At 39.3% G+C, this 17,030-nt stretch carries 18 protein-coding genes and 1 tRNA gene; 15 read left to right on the top strand and 4 right to left on the bottom strand.

Annotated features, from left to right (window positions below; translation table 11 throughout):
• Positions 1–80: 80 nt before the first annotated feature.
• On the bottom strand, positions 81–983 hold the full coding sequence (menA, locus tag NE668_RS09020; protein WP_004693636.1) for a 1,4-dihydroxy-2-naphthoate octaprenyltransferase: 903 nt from the start codon (positions 981–983) through the stop codon (positions 81–83).
• 242 nt (positions 984–1,225) lie between these two features.
• Between menA and NE668_RS09015 the strand changes: the two genes are divergently transcribed.
• The 5 genes from NE668_RS09015 to NE668_RS08995 all read left to right on the top strand — a co-directional run bounded on the left by NE668_RS09015 (position 1,226) and on the right by NE668_RS08995 (position 5,493).
• Complete coding sequence (locus NE668_RS09015) at positions 1,226–2,170, top strand: hypothetical protein (protein ID WP_227037815.1); 945 nt, start codon at positions 1,226–1,228, stop codon at positions 2,168–2,170.
• Position 2,171: 1 nt separating this feature from the next.
• On the top strand, positions 2,172–2,951 hold the full coding sequence (locus tag NE668_RS09010) for a hypothetical protein (protein ID WP_227037817.1): 780 nt from the start codon (positions 2,172–2,174) through the stop codon (positions 2,949–2,951).
• Between the two features lie 132 nt (positions 2,952–3,083).
• Positions 3,084–3,455 (top strand): RidA family protein, encoded by a 372-nt coding sequence (locus tag NE668_RS09005; protein ID WP_004698345.1) that lies wholly within the window; start codon positions 3,084–3,086, stop codon positions 3,453–3,455.
• 1 nt (position 3,456) lies between these two features.
• Positions 3,457–4,704 (top strand): L-cysteine desulfidase family protein, encoded by a 1,248-nt coding sequence (locus tag NE668_RS09000; protein ID WP_004698354.1) that lies wholly within the window; start codon positions 3,457–3,459, stop codon positions 4,702–4,704.
• Between the two features lie 156 nt (positions 4,705–4,860).
• Entirely contained in the window at positions 4,861–5,493 is a 633-nt protein-coding gene (locus NE668_RS08995) for a hypothetical protein (protein WP_004698339.1), read from the top strand.
• Between the two features lie 76 nt (positions 5,494–5,569).
• Here NE668_RS08995 and NE668_RS08990 read toward each other — a convergent pair whose 3' ends face one another.
• The 3 genes from NE668_RS08990 to tadA form a co-directional block, all read right to left on the bottom strand.
• Positions 5,570–6,757 carry an MFS transporter gene (locus NE668_RS08990; RefSeq protein ID WP_101928969.1) on the bottom strand — a complete coding sequence of 396 codons (1,188 nt, stop codon included), beginning with the start codon at positions 6,755–6,757 and terminating at the stop codon, positions 5,570–5,572.
• A gap of 58 nt (positions 6,758–6,815) precedes the next feature.
• Positions 6,816–6,906 (bottom strand) — tRNA-Ser (locus tag NE668_RS08985).
• A complete protein-coding gene (gene tadA / locus NE668_RS08980) occupies positions 6,860–7,405 on the bottom strand; it encodes a tRNA adenosine(34) deaminase TadA (protein WP_227037899.1) in 546 nt (181 codons plus the stop codon). Before tadA ends, NE668_RS08985 begins: the two co-directional genes overlap by 47 nt.
• A gap of 83 nt (positions 7,406–7,488) precedes the next feature.
• On the opposite strand from tadA, the gene NE668_RS08975 reads away from it, so the two are divergent.
• The 10 genes from NE668_RS08975 to NE668_RS08930 all read left to right on the top strand — a co-directional run bounded on the left by NE668_RS08975 (position 7,489) and on the right by NE668_RS08930 (position 17,009).
• On the top strand, positions 7,489–8,115 hold the full coding sequence (locus NE668_RS08975; protein ID WP_004693621.1) for a trimeric intracellular cation channel family protein: 627 nt from the start codon (positions 7,489–7,491) through the stop codon (positions 8,113–8,115).
• Between the two features lie 148 nt (positions 8,116–8,263).
• Positions 8,264–10,078 carry a DUF4127 family protein gene (locus NE668_RS08970; RefSeq protein ID WP_227037819.1) on the top strand — a complete coding sequence of 605 codons (1,815 nt, stop codon included), beginning with the start codon at positions 8,264–8,266 and terminating at the stop codon, positions 10,076–10,078.
• Between the two features lie 10 nt (positions 10,079–10,088).
• A complete protein-coding gene (locus NE668_RS08965; protein ID WP_227037821.1) occupies positions 10,089–11,210 on the top strand; it encodes an acyltransferase in 1,122 nt (373 codons plus the stop codon).
• A gap of 282 nt (positions 11,211–11,492) precedes the next feature.
• Positions 11,493–12,350: an aminotransferase class IV gene (locus NE668_RS08960; RefSeq protein ID WP_227037823.1), complete on the top strand. Its 858-nt coding sequence runs from the start codon at positions 11,493–11,495 to the stop codon at positions 12,348–12,350.
• Between the two features lie 55 nt (positions 12,351–12,405).
• A complete protein-coding gene (locus NE668_RS08955) occupies positions 12,406–13,452 on the top strand; it encodes a methionine ABC transporter ATP-binding protein (RefSeq protein ID WP_155086403.1) in 1,047 nt (348 codons plus the stop codon).
• A complete protein-coding gene (locus NE668_RS08950) occupies positions 13,433–14,086 on the top strand; it encodes a methionine ABC transporter permease (protein WP_004693611.1) in 654 nt (217 codons plus the stop codon). The genes NE668_RS08955 and NE668_RS08950 overlap by 20 nt, the downstream gene beginning before the upstream one ends.
• A gap of 9 nt (positions 14,087–14,095) precedes the next feature.
• A complete protein-coding gene (locus NE668_RS08945) occupies positions 14,096–14,392 on the top strand; it encodes a YerC/YecD family TrpR-related protein (protein WP_004693609.1) in 297 nt (98 codons plus the stop codon).
• 65 nt (positions 14,393–14,457) lie between these two features.
• Entirely contained in the window at positions 14,458–15,252 is a 795-nt protein-coding gene (locus NE668_RS08940; protein WP_004693608.1) for a TSUP family transporter, read from the top strand.
• A gap of 11 nt (positions 15,253–15,263) precedes the next feature.
• A complete protein-coding gene (locus NE668_RS08935) occupies positions 15,264–16,031 on the top strand; it encodes an SDR family NAD(P)-dependent oxidoreductase (protein ID WP_004693607.1) in 768 nt (255 codons plus the stop codon).
• A gap of 126 nt (positions 16,032–16,157) precedes the next feature.
• Positions 16,158–17,009: a hypothetical protein gene (locus tag NE668_RS08930; RefSeq protein ID WP_123138466.1), complete on the top strand. Its 852-nt coding sequence runs from the start codon at positions 16,158–16,160 to the stop codon at positions 17,007–17,009.
• The last annotated feature ends 21 nt before the right edge of the window (positions 17,010–17,030 follow it).

Here is a 17,030-nt window from a genome sequence, read left to right as displayed (position 1 = left end):
CTATCTATCAAGACGGAATTATTATAGGTTCTCCATAACTAAAAACTATGGAGAACCTATAATAAAAGTATGTTCATTTTTTAAAATAATTTGCCCATGATAAGTCCAATCGCCCACATTAGTTGATAAATCATAGCGGCCCCAGCGGTAGTACCCATAGCCTTATCTAATTGGAACTCATCTGTATTGGTAGATAATGTATGAATTGTTTTGAAAGCTAGTGGTGCTGCAAGGAACGCTAATAAGGAGAACCATGTCATATGGCCTACTATAATCCAAGCAATGATCCAAATAAAATTGAAAATATATGAGATACTCATTAAGCTAAGTGCTCTTTCACGACCAAGCACGATTGGCAACGTGTGACGTCCATGGTTTTCATCATTACGAATATCTCGGATATTATTCGTCAACATGATGGAACCAACTAGCAATGTAGATGGAATTGCAGGAATTAACAGGGCTAAGGATAATTCTCGTATCCAGGCATAGCCTGTAATGAGTACGATAGCAAAACCCATGGCGATACCAGAGGAAATTTCCCCAAATGGTGTTCGAGAAATTGGTTTTGGACCGCCAGAGTAAAGGAAACTAATTAGAATACATAAGAAGCCTACCGGGATGTAGTACCAAGTTATAGTAGCAGATAAATAAAGACCAATAATAATGGGTACAAACATGAGTGCTTTAATCATCGTTATAATAAGCTCTGGTGTTATAACGCCACGTGTGATAGAACCAGCATTACCTACCTTTTGACCAGCATCGAGTCCAGATTTAAAGTCTTTATATTCATTCCATAAATTAGCTACAATTTGGGCTGTTACAACAGCTAAAAATATGAGCATTGTATGGAAAATGGCAAGACCTGTACCCTGAGCAGCACCAAATGCATAATAACTAAAGGCGGCACCTAAAATGGTAGGCCCCAATGCAGCAGCTAATGTGCGAGGCCTAGTGAGAGGAATTAATTCTTGTATCATGTTAAAAGCACACCGAGTGTGCACTCCTTTCCATTTCTCATACATATATCATCTTTACATGTCTATTTATGTATTGTATAGCAGAAAGGTAAGCTTGTAAATTATACTATACAGTTATATATGTCGATATAGTATAATAATTAATATATGCAGTATAGATTCTCCTTTAAACTCTTAATATATACTGCACAGATTATCTAACAATCTATACATAGTGTATTGTTAAAAAGGTGAGGTGTCTTATGAGAACTCTCAATAAAAAGTTGATGACATTGGCTTGTGCCACCTGTTTAACTGTGGGTATAGGGGCAGTGGCATGTGCTGATACGGTAGATTTAGGTTATGGTATGTACGGCAGTACTTCCCCAACTGTGAAAGCTGTAGAAGTTGTGCATATTTCTACTGATGCAAGATTGCGTAATCAAGAACAAGATAAATTTCTCAAAGTAGCAAATAAATCTGCTGTTGATACTATTAATAATGTTGTGAAAGCACAGACTGGTGTAGCTGTTGAACCAGTGAAGGGGGATTTTCTTGATGGTTACTCCTTCTATCAACTGCAAGGTACTGATAAACAAGGTCATCATATAGGTGGTTTAATTGTTATTAACTATTCTAAAAATGCAATTGATCAAGTTATAGGTATGAATAAGACTATTTTAGAGAAGGGGTCAGATGCGGAAAAAGCCGCATTAAAGCATTCTATCTCTAAATATGTAGAATCTTACTCCAAAGAGACGGCCCAACAACAATTACAAGACCTGAAGAGCAATACTATTGAAGGTGCTAAATTAGCTAAAGATCTAAAAACGATAAATGATAAGTTACCTTCTCAAATTATAGGTGTCTTTGATAAAATGCTTGCCACAGATAAGAAATCATCTCCTAAAAGTATAGAAGAAATCCGTTCTTATGTAGACTTTATGGCAAAACAAGTAAGCCTAGATGCAACGCATGTGGCCTATAAACCTGTTCAAACACGATATGGTACAGCTGTGACAGGCGATTTACGCGGTAGTCTAAAATATGATGGCTTTAGAAATACTTATTCCTTAATTGGTTATGCTGTTCCTACAGATAAAGGTGTATCTTTACAGATTTTAATGTCTGATGACTCTAGCTATGATTATTGGGCTAATGAGTTGAATCATATGTATCAAACACAATCTCTCAAGGGAGGTAAATAATATGAAATCTTTGAAAGTATTGGCTTGTGCAGCTTGCCTAATGGGTACTGTATCTGGCGTAGGTTTTGCTAAGGATGTACAAACAATTGCAGGATCCATGGTAGTGCTTAATAATGTAAATATTGTTTCTGCGTCTAAAACAAATACACGTGATTTTGTAGAGAAACAAATGCAACAGAATCCCTCAAAATCTACGATGGCGAATATGATGGCAAAGGAATTTTTCCAAAACTTTGGTACTAATTTTGATATATACCAATTGCAAGGGGCAGATAAAACTGGTCAAAAAGATGCATTCGTAGTGGCTGTAGATGTTAAACAAATAGCGCAACAAGTGGCTAAAGAAAAGGCTAATGACCCTATGTTTATAGCGGCAATGGCCGCTCTTGATAAAGGTCAAATTGATCCTGTAACAGAGCAACTTCTATTAGGAACAATAAATAAACAGATTCCCACTAGCACAACAGTAGTTCCTTTGAATGGACCTATTAATGTGTCTAGTCGTGATCCCCAAAAAGCAACGATTATGCCTAAAACACTTAAAACTCTAACCGTAGAAAATGCAGAACAAGTACATCCGGTGGGTGGTACAAAATATCAAACATATGCAGCAAGCTCTCGCTTGTTATATGCAGATGGAAATGTACAAACTCCACTCTATGCAAATGCTGCATTTGTGTTGAAGCCAGGAAAACCAGTGTTGTATGTAGGTATAACAACTGATGTACAACGTGATTATTTCAAACCAATATTTGACAATGCATTCAAATCAATTAAATAATTGGTTATATACGTACTTTTATGTAATATGTGATATATTGAGGTAAGTCATATATATCGAGGCATCAACATGAGTTTCGCACCTTAAATATAGTCATATTAATTTATATTTATTTATAAAAGGAGATTTATCATGAAAACAATTTCTACAGACAAAGCACCAGCAGCAGTAGGCCCTTACTCTCAAGCTAAAGTGGTTGGCGGTTTATTATTTGCTTCTGGTCAAATTCCACTCAATCCTGCAACTGGTACAGTTGTTGAAGGGGGCATTGTAGAGCAAACTGAACAAGTATGCAAAAATATTGAAGCCGTATTGACTGAAGCTGGTACAGACTTTTCCAAGGTTGTTAAAACAACTTGCTTCTTAGCTGATATTGGTGATTTCAAAGCATTTAATGAAGTGTATGCTAAATATTTCACTTCTAAACCAGCTCGTTCATGTGTAGCAGTAAAAGACCTTCCATTAGGCGTTATTGTAGAAGTGGAAATTATTGCGGAAGTATAAGATGGATTATATTTCTTTGTTACAGTCAGAGATGCGTCCTGCCTTCGGTTGTACTGAGCCAATTGCATTGGCTTATGCGGCTGCGAAGGCAGTCTCTGTTTTAGATGAGTTTCCTAACCATATTCATGCAAGATGCAGCGCGAATATTATTAAAAATGTAAAATCTGTAGTCATTCCAAATTCTGGGGGGCGAAAAGGACTAACGGCGGCCGCTACACTGGGTGCTATTGTAGGTCATCCAGAGCGTGAACTTGAGGTGTTGGAATCTGCTACAGACGAAGATCGCAAATGGCTTGGTACATTGCTTGATGCTAACTTCTGTACCGTTTCACTTGCTGAAGGCGTAGATAATCTATATATAGAAATCACTGCAGAAACAGATGAACATACAGCGGTTGTTCGCATTGAAAATGACCATACGAATGTAACCTATGTATCAGTAGATGGCGAGATTGTCTCTGAAACAGTCAATGAAATTAAGAAAGCGGCTAAAACAGAATATGCCATGACCTTCGATAGCATTTACGAATTTGCTTTAACAGGTGATATTTCTGGTATCCTACCTCAAATTAAACAGCAAGTTGAGTATAATACTGCAATTTCTAAGGAAGGTCTGTCCAATGATTATGGATCTAATATTGGACAATTGTTATTGTTAGATGAAGAAAATCCATCTCTCGAAACGAAATGTAAGGCTCGTGCCGCAGCTGGCTCTGATGCGCGTATGAGTGGTTGCCCATTGCCTGTCGTTATCTGCTCTGGCTCTGGTAATCAAGGTTTAACCGTGTCTGTACCAATCATTACGACTGCCGATGAACTTGGTAAAAGTGAAGATGAATTGTATCGCGCTCTCGTCTTTGCTAACTTGCTAACGCTTTACGTTAAATCTGGTATTGGTAAATTGTCTGCATACTGTGGCGTTGTATCTGCCGGTGTGGTAAGTGTAGCAGGTATTGCCTTCTTGAAGGGTGATAGTAAAGATATAATCGAGAACACTCTTGTAAATGGTCTTGCAAGTTTATCTGGTATCGTATGTGATGGTGCGAAACCATCCTGTGCAGGTAAAATTGCAATTTCCCTTGATGGCGCCTTTATGGGATATAAACAAGCTCGCCTTAACAAAAACTACCAAAAAGGCGATGGACTTGTAGCATACTCCGTTGATGAAACTATCCGCAGTATTGGTGCTGTGGCACAAGGCATGAAAGAAACGGACGTAGTTATATTGAATGAAATGCTAAAACACTAAGTTTTAAAATAAATTAACCCCCGATGCAGAAAAATTTTTGCAAAGGGGGTCGTTTTCTTAGCCTTACTAAGAATATGATGTATAGTTGGTGATATATAAAGGTATATTAGAATAAGATATTCTAATTATAATCTAGATAGTTTGAGGTGTGTTTATATGAGTGTGTTATTACCTAAAAAAGCTAGCTTTCCCCAAAAGTTTGTTTATTTTTATCATAAAGTATTTCCGAGTGCAGATAAAAGATATTGGCGTACATACAAATTGAAAATTTGCGATGAGATAAAAAATCTTTCAGTGCGTGATTTGAGCTGGGAAATAATTAAAGGACGAGCAGAATTAGACAGTAAGTTTACTTTTATATGGAGTTCCGTTGTATTTGGTGTGATAAGTGCGGGAATTTTCACTTATGGATTAGATTTAGCTACTCAAGTAATTGTATTAGGACCAGCCACTAAAGAGTTTATGATTACTACTGTTTATTTTGATTTTTTATCTATGATTTCTTTATTTACTCTTGTTGTCTCTTTTGCTGGATGGTTAGTAGCTTTATTTATGGAGCTTCCAGGAGGGCGTGCTTGGTGGTTTTACGGAATTTTCTTTGTGATTAGTGTTCTCCTTGTCGTAATAGGATATTTAAAGCATACAATAATTATTGATTTTGTTTTTTTGTTGTTAAATACATTTTGCATAGCTATACTACTGGGAATTGTAGCAGATTTAAAGAAGCAAAGGGCATTGATTAAAATATCTATTATGGAAGATAGACTGAAAGAACTAGATAAGGTATAAATATATAATTTGGCAAAAATTCAAATATTTTGATACTAAAAAACCGTTGTTTCCAATTTAGAAACAACGGCCTTTTTTATTGTAATTTTTTAGGATCTTTAAGTATCAATGAAGCCCCAAGACCCACTACTAGGAATGGTACGAGTGTCATCATAGCGGCAGGTAAAGAATAGGTATCCGCAAGGTTACCTACTACAGGTGCGATGATACCGCCGATAGTTTGGCTCACCCCGAGGGTAATACCGGACGCAAAGCCGATGCTTTTAGCAAGGTAGGTTTGGCCTAGTACAATAACGGGGCTGTAGCTAAGAGCTTTAGCAGCGCCAATCATGAGTAGTAACATATAGGCTACAGGCATCATGATAACAGGGGAGAAGGTTGGCACTTCTGTTAATAGGAACATAGCTGGCAACCAAATCAATAGGGATAGTCTAATGATTTTGATGGGACCATATTTGTCGCCTAATAGACCGCCAATATATGTCATGAAGATACCGATACTAAAGAATATGGTTAATGCAAAGCTCCCTTGCTCTGGGCTAGTGCCGAGTTCACGAGTCCAGAAGATAGGAATAAATGCATTGATAACGCGGAAGTTTACTGATTGGCTTAGGATGATAATAAACAAGATACCAAAGTATTTCCAGTAATTCTTTAGCGGCTTAGCCACTAGTGTAGGGTTTTCCATAGCTACCGCTTGGTCGATAGTGCGTGCTTGAGTTACTATGCGCGGCATGAGGACGAATAAAACTGTTGAGATAATAAGACCCACTATGGTGAAAGCTGCCAGTCCATGAGGTCCTACTGTATAGGCAATAGAGCCCGCAAAGAGTGGACCGATGGCAAAACCAGAGCTACCACCGATGGCGAAGGTACCCATGGCTTTACCTTTTTTACCACCTCCCAGGCGATTCATGATTTTCGCTCCTTCAGGGTGGAAGATAGAGGAGCCTACACCAGCTAAGGTAGCACAAACAAGCAAGCTTTCATAAGAGGTTACAAACCCCATGGCACCTGTGCTACAAGCAGAGAGCAGAACACCTAAGGCGATGAGCCGTGGCTGATTGATCTTGTCAGAGACATAACCTAATAATGGCTGTAACAATGAAGATAATGCTGTATTGGCTAATATGAGAAAGCCTGCTTGCTCTAAACTAAGTCCATAAGTGTAGATAAATAATGGCAAGAGGGCAGGTAATACACTTTGACAGGAGTCGTTAATCATATGACTCACCGTAATGAGATAAGGGTAATATTTTTTCATAGTAGTGGTCCCTTCGCAAAAAAGCGCTAACCATGGTTAGCGCTTTATATATTTTATATGGCAGAGGAGGAGGGATTTGAACCCCCGCGCCGGTTGCCCGACCTACCGCATTTCGAGTGCGGACCCTTCAGCCTCTTGGGTACTCCTCCGTGTTTTACGGCGCTCTTTAAAAAAGTCTTTCATAATTTGGCTACATTCATCACCAAGGACACCAGATGCTAGTTCAGGCTCATGATTTAAACCAGGGTGAGAGAGTACATTGAAAAGAGACTCTACAGCGCCTCCTTTGTAATCACTTGCACCATATACAACACGGTCAATACGACTGTTGATGATGGCTCCAGCGCACATCGGACACGGCTCTATCGTAACATACAGGGTACAACCAGTCAACCGCCAACGCTTGAGTACATCGCATGCTTCGCGGATGACGAGCACCTCTGCATGAGCCGTTGCATCGTGATCTAATTCGCGGCGATTATGGTGGCGTGAAATGATTGTACTGTTTTGAACTAAAATGGCGCCGATAGGAATTTCTCCTAGAGCATAAGCTTTGTGGGCCTCCTTTAGGGCAAAACCCATAAAATATTCATCACGGCTACGCTCATCCATATTTTTAATCTCTATAGGTGTAATGTTCTTTGTCATTCTCATACCTCTTAATGTATAATATCTTACATAAAGTCTATCATAGTGTGCGAAGTTATGCGAATAGATTGTGTGAGGGTATTATGGATATTATTTGGTATATATTTGATATGATTGGCACTATTGCCTTTGCTATCTCCGGAGCACTTGTTGGGGTGGCGCGGAGAATGGATATATTTGGTATGGCTGTATTGGCACTGGCTACGGCAATCGGTGGTGGAATTGTACGTGATGTTCTCTTGGGGTATTTTCCGCCGAATTCGTTACGCAATATTGTATATGTAACTGTGGTTATTTCCGTAACAATTATCGTATTTATTATCTATAACAGCCGTTATCGCAAGCATGCTATGGGCCCTCGTAGCCGAGCAAGCTATTTATTAGCCGATGCAGTCGGGTTGGCATCTTTTACAGTAACCGGAGCATCTGCAGGGTTTAAACTATATCCAGAGTTGCCAATTTTCATTGTTTTATTAGGAACTATTACTGCCGTTGGAGGTGGTATTATCCGAGATATGCTGGCTCAACGGATTCCGTCTGTTTTAAAAGAAGATGTGTATGCTCTGCCTAGTGTTATTGGGGGCATCGTTTATTACTTAATGGTTATTTCTAACTGGGTTGGAGAGGCTGTATATGGTGCTTTTACCGTTGTACTAGTTATCCGTTTACTAGCTATTAAATATAATTGGAGCTTACCCAAAGTGCGCTAAAGCTAAAGGCACTGCATTTGAGAAATAACAGGTAAATGATATAATTATACTATTAAGTATTTCATAAAAGTGTCAGAAAAAAAGAGTATTATATAAGAGTTAATTTTCGAGTCGAGAGCACTCGTGTACACAGAAGGAGATTTGCTTTATGACAAATAAATGGTTGAAAGTAGCATTAATGGTTACAGCCATTGCTACAGGTACATCCATCAAAATTGATGCAGAAACCGTATTATATGTACCTCAAGATGATCGTCCTGTAAGTTTGCAATATACAGTCGATACAGCTCGTGAGGCGGGTATGACTGTGTTGACACCACCTCAACACTTGATTTCTGGTAAGACGTACCAAGGTCAAGCTGATCAAATTATGGCTTGGGTAGAGCAAAATGCAGGTCGTGCTGATGTTATGGTATTAAGTACAGATACTCTTATTTATGGAGGTCTTGTAGATTCTCGTAAACATAATATTCCTCTTAGCACATTGCAAAATCGCTTGAAACGTATTGAAGGTTTAAAAGCGCGTAATAAAAATGTACGCATCTATGGCTTTGGCACCGTAATGCGTTCCCCACGTGCGAGTGGTGGCGGTACTGAACCGGCCTACTATGCGGAATATGGCCCAACTATCTTCCAAATCGCTGCATTACAAGATAAATTAGATTCTGGCTCTTTAACGCAAGAAGAAACTCAAAAATTGATGAGCCTACAAGCCTCTGTTCCTGTGGAATACTTGCAAGACTGGTTTGACCGCCGTCAAAAAAATATGAAAATCAACAAAGAGTTGATTGATGAAACTCGCAGTGGTGTATTCGACTACTTTGCATTAGGTCATGATGATACATCTCAATTATCTCAATCCGCTCTAGAAGGTCGTTACCTCAACAAATATTCCAAGGATATTTCTGTTGAAAAATACGGTAGCTTCCCTGGTGCTGACCAACTTGGTCTCTTATTGATGGCGCGTTCCCGTACCGATGTGAGCACAGAAAAACCTACATTCTCCGTAATTTATCCACTCGGTGGCGGAGGTAAAACATTACCAGGTTACGAAGATCAAACGATTGATAAAACAATTGCTCAACACGTTGAGGCTGTAGGTGGCACAATGGTGACACAAGGTAAACCAACTGTATTATTGGCTGTTAATACACCTCTTACAACGAGCACAGGCGAGTCTGAAAACTTCGAAAACTTCCCGATGATCTCCAATTCTACAAATGCTTTCGTAGATCGCATTCAACAAGCTGTTGACTCTGGTGTGAACGTAAGCGTTGCAGATATTGCTTTCAATAATGGTGCAGATAATACATTGGTATCCGCTATGTACAAACGAGATTTGTTGTACAAAATCGGTGCGTATAATGGTTGGAATACAGCAAGTAACACAGTAGGTTACGCTATTGCTCAAGGATTATTGCTTAAATCTATGAGTCCAGAAGGTCATCGTGATATGTTGACGCAACAATATTTGGATAACTGGGCATATCAAGCAAATATCCGTAAAGATATTTATCGTATGCAAGATTCTATCAGAACAGACAATGTTCGTTACTCTGGTGAATTAAATGAACGTCTTGAAAGTTATTTAGGTGAACGCATTCAAGATTTCGCTGAAAAATACCTTAGAATCAATCCTCGTACAGTAAAAGCTACATTCCCATGGGGACGTCTATTTGAAACGGATATCACTGTTTATGACAAACCAGTGGTACCACTTGAAAAAGAATTACGCTTGAAACGAGAAGCTGAAGCAAAAGCTAAGGCTGAAGCAGAAGCTAAGGCTAAGGCAGAAGCGGCTGCTAAAGCAAATGGTCAGGCTGTACCAGCACAAGCCGCACAACCTGAAAAAGCTGCAACGCCTCAAACACCTACATCTACACCTCCGGTAGTTAAACAACCAGCTACAGAGTCTCAAGGTCCACGTGTGGTACCAACACCTGCCGCTGTACCTGGTCAATAGTGAATAGGGAATGGCTATGAAAAAAGCGTTTTTACCGGAAATTACTTATATGCGAGGCCTCTGTATGCTCGGTGTTATCGGCATTCATGTAGGATCTTACGCATTGCAAAATCCTTTTGTAAATTTAGAACTCATTAGCGTATTAGAAATTCTTTCTCGCTTTGGGGTGCCTGCGTTTTTCTTCCTCTCTGCATTTGGCTTGTTTTATCATACCTCGGTAGAGGGACCATTCTCATATAAGGAATTTATGCACCGCCGCATTCAGGTGGTGCTATTTCCATATATTACGTGGTCCATCTTTTACTTGCTATATACAGGGATGACAGCTCATAACCTTAGCAATTTACATCCGGGGCCGTTGGCGATAAATTTACTCTTTGGTACCTCTATGTATCATCTATATTTTATGGTTATTTTGCTATGGTTCTACGTGATGATGCCATTATGGCGGGCAATGGTGATAGTCATCTTAAAACGGCCTGTATTTTGGCTGGTGTTACTATTTGTCATCCAAGTTGGTATCGATTATGTTTCGTCTTACATGCTTGGCCGTTGGGTAACAGAAAATCTAAGCAATCAGCCAGTTCTTAAATATCTTTTTGATATGCGACTCAACTATTGGGTTATTCATTATGTGTGGATTTTCCTTTTAGGTGCCGTATGTGCTGAACGATATGAAATCGTCTGCGAATATATGTGGCGTTATCGTTACCTTTTAGGCATCAGCGCGGTAAGCTCCATATTATTGATGCTTGGCTCTTATTACTATGTCATGGACGTATGGCATTATACTGTGTTAGAAGCAATTTACACGGTACATCAAATGAGTCCTATGGGCGTTCTTTATACAGGATTGGGAACGATGTTTAGTTTATTCCTATTCCAAAGGCTACCTATGAATGTGACTATGGAGTCCATTTGGTCTGAGATAGGCGATAAATCGTATGGTATTTATTTAGCGCATCCATTTTGGTTGTTAATCATTTCTGGTGCGATGGCTAAATATAATCTCTTGTATACGGTGGCCAACGTGTTAATTATGTATGTTATGGCGTTGGGATTATCCTATTTGTCTACGGTGGCTCTTAATTATGTGCCTAAATCTATCCGTAAATTTATACTGGGGCATTAGTTTAGTATGAGAACTATTTTATAGAGAGCCCTAATTGGTGCTAGTACGTTAATGGTGTACGTAGTTTTAGTTAGTTTTGTAGTGCTGATTTAGTATAAAAATAATATTTGTTATACATCCGCTAGGATATAGTTTTTAACTATGGTATCCTAGCGGATTTTTGTATATCGAATTAATATCTTTCACAAAGTAAAGTGTGAAAATTTAAAAGTAATTGTGTTATAATAAGTCCATGATGATTACCACTTGATAGAGTAACGGAATAGAAAAAGAGGTGCTCCTATGCAAGAATTAACATATTTTAACGGTGAATTCGTCGAACCAGGTGCCAAAGTTATCAGCATTGATGACCGTGGCTATTTGTTTGGTGACTCTGTATATGAAGTTGTTCGTGTCGTAAAAGGCCGTTGCTTCGCCTTGTCTTACCACCAAGATCGATTGTATCGCTCTATGCGTGAAATGGATATCCCTGTAAAAATGACCCCTGATGATTTGACAGAATTGCACGAAATTTTGATCGAGCAAAGTGAAATCAAAGAGGGCTATATTTATTTACAAATCTCTCGTGGTGTAGCACCACGTCATCATGCTTATGATCGCTCCAAATTAGAACCACAAATGCTTATGTCTATCCGTACCTTGGATTTAGATGAAGTCAATAAATTGGGTGAAGGTGTAAAAGCGATAGCTTTGCCTGATGAACGTTGGGAACATGTAGATATTAAGACTACTAACTTGATCCCGAATATTTTGGCGCAAACAAAAGCAGAAAAGAAATTTGCCTATACAGCCATCTTGTTCCGTGATGGCATTTGTACAGAGGGTGCCACATCTAATGTGTTTGCTGTTAAAGATGGTATCTTGTACACGCATCCAGCGGATAATCATATCTTAAAAGGTATTACGCGCCAAATGATCTTAACCCGTGTAGCACCATCTTTAGGTATTACCATTATTGAGAAAGAATTTGACCGCACCTTTGTAGATGAAGCGGACGAACTATTCTTTACCGATACAATTGGTGGTGTCATCCCAATTATTAAGCTAGACAGAAATCCAGTATCTGGTGGTAAACCAGGTGCTATTACACTTCGTCTACGCGAAGCTCTAGAAAAATTGATGGAAGAAGGACTACCTTGATAGATAAGCTGCTTTCATCAAATGTTAAACATTTACCTTAAGAAAGGAAATTATTTTGATACAATTAGAACACATTAGTAAAGTCTATGAAGGCGCTACTCGTGTGGAAGCGTTGAAAGATATTAGCCTAAATGTGAAAGAAGGCGAAATCTTTGGCATTATCGGTCAATCCGGTGCCGGCAAATCCACATTGATTCGTTGCATCAACATGCTCGAAGCACCTACATCTGGCTCTGTTATCGTAAATGGTACAGATTTAACAACACTTAGCAAATCTGATTTGCGTAAAGCGCGCAAAGATATTGGCATGATTTTCCAACATTTTAACCTATTGTCCTCTCGTACCGTATATGACAATGTGGCATTTCCGTTGGAATTACAAGGAATGAGCAAATCTGAAATCAAGGAACGCATTGAGCCAATTCTTGATATTGTAGGCCTTACAGACCGGATGAACAACTATCCATCTCAATTGTCTGGTGGTCAAAAACAACGTGTTGGTATTGCTCGTGCATTGGCCTCTAATCCAAAGGTTCTCCTTTGTGACGAAGCTACATCTGCCCTTGATCCTCAAACAACAGATTCTATTTTGAAATTGTTGAAAAATATTAATGAGAAGATGGGGCTCACTATTGTGCTCATTACACATGAGATGCACGTTATCCGTGAAATCTGTGATCGCGTGGCGGTTATTGAAGGTGGTGTCATCCTCGAAGAAGGTAGTACTATTGAAGTATTCACACATCCTCGCGAAAATACGACAAAAGAGTTTATTAGCTCTGTAGTGAGTGATAACTTACCTCCAGAAGCATTGGAACATCTAGAGTTGCATGATCAATGGATTGCAGGGACAGCACCTTTAGTGCGTCTCAAATTTACAGGACAAGCAACAGATGAGCCTGTAGTAGCAGGCCTTGTAAGACGCTTTAATTTAGATGTAAGCATCCTTTTTGGCGGCATTGATTACATCCAAAATACGAGCGTTGGTCGTCTCATCGTTATCTTGAATGGTGACCCAGAAAATGCGCAAGAAGGTTTGGACTACATCAAAACGTTACCAATTGAAAGCGAGGTGATCGGTTATGTCAGAGCAAATCATTAATCTACTCATAACTGGTACCCTTGATACATTGCAAATGACGATAATTTCTACCGTAATGGCAATGTTATTAGGTATTCCTCTTGGTGTTGTTTTGGTTGTTACTTCTAAAGGTCATATCTTAGAAAATGTAGCACTCAATAAAGTATTGGGTGCCATTGTCAATGCTACACGTTCTGTACCTTTCATCATCTTGATGGTTGCTATCATTCCGTTTACTCGTATGGTGGTAGGTACATCCATCGGTACAACTGCAGCATGTGTGCCGTTGACCATTGCGGCAATTCCGTTTTTGGCACGCCTTGTAGAAACGTCTATTAAGGACATCAATTTTGGCGTTATCGAGGCGGCTCAATCTATGGGGGCAAGCCCATTACAAATCATTTGGAAAGTATTATTACCAGAAGCATTGCCAACAATTATTGACAATGTAACGGTGCTTATCGTTAACCTCATCGGTTACTCTGCGATGGCTGGTGCTATTGGTGGTGGTGGTCTTGGGGATATTGCTATCCGATATGGTTACCAACGTTTCCAAGCCGATATTATGATCGCTACAATCATCATCTTGATTGTATTGGTACAAGTTGTACAAATGATTGGTGATGCTTGGTCTAAAGCGATGAATAAGAAGTAGGAGGATCCTATGAGTATCAATGAAAAATTGAGAAGTCAACAAAATGACGAATTGTTCACCGCCATTTTAACGCTTGAAAATACAGAGGAATGCTATGCATTTTTTGAAGATATCTGTACGATTAACGAATTAAAAGCATTATCTCAACGCTTACAAGTAGCAAAAATGCTTCGCGCAGGGGATAGCTATGAGAAAATCGTAGAAGAAACGGGTGCGAGTACCGCTACGATTAGTCGTGTAAAGCGCTGTTTAGTATATGGTGCGGATGGTTATACATTGGCCCTCGATCGTCTAGGTGCAAAATAAAATAAATTAGCATGACAACGGTGGCCTTTGGCGACCGTTGATGTGCTATCTGTAGGAGGTTTATTATGGAGTGGCTCATTGCGGTAACAGGTTTACCATTTGATATCCTTATACTCGTTTTACTTGCCGTAGCTGGTGCGTTTGCTGGCTTTGTAGACTCCATTGTAGGCGGGGGAGGCCTCATTTCTGTACCTGCCATGTTATTAACAAATCTTCCACCTAGTGTGGCTCTAGGCAGTAATAAATTATCCAGTATCTTTGGTGCTGGTAGTGCATCGATTACATTTTTGAGAAATCACATGGTTGATTTTTCCCTAGTTCGCAAATTACTGCCTTTTACCTTTGTGGGTTCTATGCTTGGTACCTTGGCGGTTGTTTCTTTACCACCGCTATATGTAAAGCCTATTATTATCATATTACTTGTTTGTGTAACACTCTTTGTGGTGTTCAAAAAAGACTGGGGTGAAATCAATCGTACATCTCAGGTAACAGGAAAAGCGCTATATATTTGTATGGCTTTTGCTCTTGGCATTGGTATATATGACGGCTTTATTGGTCCTGGTACAGGTACATTTCTGATTATGGGCTTTATCTTTACAGGCTTTGATTTTTTACATGCATCTGCTAATGCAAAAATATTGAATTTTACTAGTAATTTGGCGTCTTTATTGGTATTTTTATATTTAGGACACGTCAATATTACGTATGGTCTTGCCACCGGGGCAGGTCAAATTATAGGTGCTTATTTAGGCTCGCATTTGGCAATTGCGAAGGGCTCATCTTTGGTGCGAGTTGTATTCTTGTCGGTAACGACAGTTATGTTGTTGAAATTAGTCTATGACTATATTTCAACATTATAGGAGGGCAAGGTATGCCTCATAAAAGTGATGTTCAAGTGGCCTTGATTAGTGGTGGTACATCGGGTATTGGATTTGCTACGGCAAAGCTTTTACTTAAAGAAGGTTGGTGTGTAGTCATCAATGGTCGAAATGAAAAAGTTGGTCAAAAGGCTAAAACTAAGCTGCGTCGTTATTCCTCTAAGGTACAATATATTCAAGGTGATGTATCTAAAATTGAGGACTGTCAGCGAATTGTAAAAGAAACAGTAGATTTATTTGGTGGGGTGTCTGCTCTTGTAACAGCTGCAGGCTATTATGAAGAAGAGTTACTAGCTGATGTTACAGAAGCAGCTTTTGATGAAATGTTTGGGACCAATGTAAAAGGTACTGTATTCTTATGTCAAGCGGCGCTTCCCTATTTACGAGCCTCAAAGGGCAGTATTGTAACAATCGCTAGTGATGCAGGTTTACAAGGTAATGTAGCGTGTTCTGTATATGGTGCGTCAAAGGGAGCTGTAGTGAGCTTTACAAAATCTCTATCCCTTGAAATGGCACCTCACAGTGTTCGTGTAAACTGTGTGTGTCCTGGTGATGTAGATACATCATTAGTAGATAAACAGATTGCTAATGCCCACCAAGATGCGGCGGCTGCTAAGGCTGAAATGGGCCAACATTACCCATTAGGTCGTATTGCTAAGCCTCATGAAATTGGCGAAGTAATTGTATTTTTGTTGAGTAATAAGGCGTCTTTTGTGACAGGTGCAGCCTGGACAATCGATGGAGGACTCACAAGTTGGTAATATAGAAAATATTAGAAGCTATTATATATGGATAATTAGAAAAATTCATTTCACTTCTATCAATAGAATGGTATAATAATACTAATAATAAGACCTATAGTTGGTTCACAACAAAGGAGAATACTTATGGCAGAATATAATGGCGTAACACTTGAGCCCCTTACGGATGGATCTCAAGATCGTGACTATCAAGTTGAACAATTTATCTTCTGGGGGGCAGGTCGTGCGGCAGCATTGGCATTATCCTCTAAATTCAGCAGTGTCGCTTTGTGCGCCAATGCTACGTACATGGTAACTCGCATTGCTCATCTTTATGATGTAGAATTGCAAGCAGGTGCTGTAGTTGGTTTAGTAGGTGGTCTTAGCACAGCTGTAGGTACAGCTGCAGTATCCCTTCTAATTCCAATTAAAGCTGTTCGCGTTCCTGTAGCTATCGGTTTAACTTATGCTATTGGTAAAATTGCACATATTTGGATTCAAGATGGCATGCCTTCTGATATCGAACGTTACAAACCGATGGTTGCTGAATTCTTTGAAAATGGCAAAGCTATTGCTTCTGAAATCGTTCGTGATGCAAGTGCTAGCATTCCTTTCACTCAAGGTCAACGTGACGTATGGGCTGGGATTGCTAACGAAACAGGTCTTGCTAAAGAATCTTTAAAGCAAGTTTACGATGAAAAAGTAACACCTGCCATCAATAAATGGAATAATGAAACAAAATACCAAATCCATGATAACGCAGCAGAGGTTGTAGCAAAGGTTTCTGATGCAGCGAAAGAAAAAATTGATTCTGCTAAAGAAGGTATTGAAGTAGCCAAAGAATTCGCAAAAGGTGGTGTAGAAGTGGCAAAAGCTTCTGCACAAGTAGCAGTAGAAACTGCAAAAACTAAAGCTTCTGATGCCGTAGAGACAGCAAAAGATGTTGCTACAAACACTGTTAATACAGCGAAAGAAAAAATTGGCGGTTTGCGTAAATAAACGCTGAAGGATTATTATTAC

It is taken from the genome of Veillonella parvula (genome assembly GCF_024461875.1).
Classification (GTDB): domain Bacteria; phylum Bacillota; class Negativicutes; order Veillonellales; family Veillonellaceae; genus Veillonella; species Veillonella parvula_I.
Note: the sequence above shows the minus strand (reverse complement) of the source record. Positions and strands in the feature narration are given on the sequence as shown.

What these genes read in the sequence shown, in the direction of transcription:
- NE668_RS08945 (WP_004693609.1), top strand. Translation starts at nt 14,096, where the DNA reads ATGAGTATCAATGAAAAATTGAGAAGTCAACAAAATGACGAATTGTTC.
- NE668_RS09010 (WP_227037817.1), top strand. Translation starts at nt 2,172, where the DNA reads ATGAAATCTTTGAAAGTATTGGCTTGTGCAGCTTGCCTAATGGGTACT.
- tadA (WP_227037899.1), bottom strand. Translation starts at nt 7,405, where the DNA reads ATGACAAAGAACATTACACCTATAGAGATTAAAAATATGGATGAGCGT.
- NE668_RS09005 (WP_004698345.1), top strand. Translation starts at nt 3,084, where the DNA reads ATGAAAACAATTTCTACAGACAAAGCACCAGCAGCAGTAGGCCCTTAC.
- menA (WP_004693636.1), bottom strand. Translation starts at nt 983, where the DNA reads ATGATACAAGAATTAATTCCTCTCACTAGGCCTCGCACATTAGCTGCT.
- NE668_RS08960 (WP_227037823.1), top strand. Translation starts at nt 11,493, where the DNA reads ATGCAAGAATTAACATATTTTAACGGTGAATTCGTCGAACCAGGTGCC.
- NE668_RS08935 (WP_004693607.1), top strand. Translation starts at nt 15,264, where the DNA reads ATGCCTCATAAAAGTGATGTTCAAGTGGCCTTGATTAGTGGTGGTACA.
- NE668_RS08965 (WP_227037821.1), top strand. Translation starts at nt 10,089, where the DNA reads ATGGCTATGAAAAAAGCGTTTTTACCGGAAATTACTTATATGCGAGGC.
- NE668_RS08990 (WP_101928969.1), bottom strand. Translation starts at nt 6,757, where the DNA reads ATGAAAAAATATTACCCTTATCTCATTACGGTGAGTCATATGATTAAC.
- NE668_RS08940 (WP_004693608.1), top strand. Translation starts at nt 14,458, where the DNA reads ATGGAGTGGCTCATTGCGGTAACAGGTTTACCATTTGATATCCTTATA.
- NE668_RS08995 (WP_004698339.1), top strand. Translation starts at nt 4,861, where the DNA reads ATGAGTGTGTTATTACCTAAAAAAGCTAGCTTTCCCCAAAAGTTTGTT.
- NE668_RS08975 (WP_004693621.1), top strand. Translation starts at nt 7,489, where the DNA reads ATGGATATTATTTGGTATATATTTGATATGATTGGCACTATTGCCTTT.
- NE668_RS09000 (WP_004698354.1), top strand. Translation starts at nt 3,457, where the DNA reads ATGGATTATATTTCTTTGTTACAGTCAGAGATGCGTCCTGCCTTCGGT.
- NE668_RS09015 (WP_227037815.1), top strand. Translation starts at nt 1,226, where the DNA reads ATGAGAACTCTCAATAAAAAGTTGATGACATTGGCTTGTGCCACCTGT.
- NE668_RS08950 (WP_004693611.1), top strand. Translation starts at nt 13,433, where the DNA reads ATGTCAGAGCAAATCATTAATCTACTCATAACTGGTACCCTTGATACA.
- NE668_RS08970 (WP_227037819.1), top strand. Translation starts at nt 8,264, where the DNA reads ATGACAAATAAATGGTTGAAAGTAGCATTAATGGTTACAGCCATTGCT.
- NE668_RS08930 (WP_123138466.1), top strand. Translation starts at nt 16,158, where the DNA reads ATGGCAGAATATAATGGCGTAACACTTGAGCCCCTTACGGATGGATCT.